Source organism: Ferroplasma sp. Type II (assembly GCF_000496155.1).
This window is the reverse complement of the sequence record NZ_KI542856.1, coordinates 2540-3967: the sequence shown is the minus strand read 5'-3', so window position 1 is coordinate 3967 and position 1428 is coordinate 2540. Positions and strand designations below refer to the sequence as shown.

Sequence of the window (1428 nt, the reverse complement as noted above, 5' to 3'; positions counted from 1 at the left end):
TCCCTCCTCCAATTTCACCCACAAGGACAATCTGCTTTGTTTCTGGATCATCGTTAAATATTTTTATTATGTCAGAGAATGTTGTTCCAATTATTGGGTCTCCGCCTAGCCCTATGACTGTACTTTCACCAAATCCTGCATCCGTGACTGCCTTTACTATTTCATAGGTAAGCGTTCCACTTCTGGACGCTATAGCCACATTCCCTTTGCGGAATATGTTATTTGGCATGATTCCTATCTTTGCCTGTCCTGCTACTGTTATCCCCGGACTGTTTGGACCTATCATGAATACTCCCTTTCTCCTTGCTTCATGGTATAATTCCATTGTATCATGTACCGGCACATGTTCAGTGAGTATGTATATTAATTTTATGCCATTTTCTATTGCCTCCAGCGCTGCATCCTTCACAAAGGGAGCGGGTACAGAAATCATTGAAGCTTCAGGCTCAAATTTTAATGTGTCTGCAACATTGTTGTAAATATCCACGCCATTCACCTTTGTCCCTGCCTTCCCAGGGGATACTCCAGCCACAACATTGGTTCCAAATTTAATCATTTCTCCTGAATGGAATGCTCCCTGATGACCAGTCATGCCCTGGACTATTACCCTTGTTTCCTTATTTATTATAACCATTTTATTCAACCCCCTGTATTCTTGACAGTTCCTTAACTGCGTCTGTCATATTGGTGAATGCTTTTATGCCGCTTTCTAAAAGTATTTTCTGTCCCTCATCTTCGTGAACGCCACTGAGCCTCACAACAATTTGCTGCTTTATATCAAATTTCTCCTTTGATGAAACAATCCCGTTTGCCACTGTATCTGCCTTTGTCACACCACCAAATATATTTACAAATATAAGTTTGGGCCTTGCTCTCATAACAAATGAGAAAGCATCTTCCACTATCTCAATATTATCAGTTCCACCAAGATCCAGGAAATTTCTGGGTTTCAATTTATGCAGAGTCAATGAATCCATTGTAGCCATGGTTAATCCAGCACCATTCGCTATAACCCCTATGTCACCATCCATTTCTATAAATGTAAAGCTCTTGGATGCGGCCTCGTTTTCCAGTGGCGTTTTGTCCGGATCTGTTATCATATAATCCTTATGCCTGTATAATGCATTATCATCAATTATGACCTTGGAATCCCCGGCAATTATATTATTATCTGCATCTATCACAAGAGGATTTATCTCAGTAAGCAAAGCATCTTCTTCCACAAAGGCTTTGTAGAGGGATGAAAGAAGGTTGCTGAACTGCTTCTTGTTCTCTATGGGAAGATGGGAAAGTGCCTCCCTGGCGATATAGTCAGAATAACCCACCATGGGGTCTACGTGAATTTTATGAATATTCTCTTCTGGAACACTTTCAATTTCCATGCCACCATCTGCCGACAGTATAATTACAGGCTGTTTTGTTGCACGG

2 protein-coding genes are annotated in these 1428 nt (G+C 41.0%); both read right to left on the bottom strand.

Annotated features, from left to right (window positions below; genetic code table 11):
- The coding region (locus AMDU4_RS14025; RefSeq protein ID WP_021788573.1) for a CoA-binding protein at nt 1–634 on the bottom strand (634 nt) is incomplete at its 3' end.
- 1 nt (nt 635) lies between these two features.
- Nucleotides 636–1428: ATP-grasp domain-containing protein (locus AMDU4_RS14020; protein WP_290705634.1), on the bottom strand; the 793-nt coding region annotated here is incomplete at its 5' end.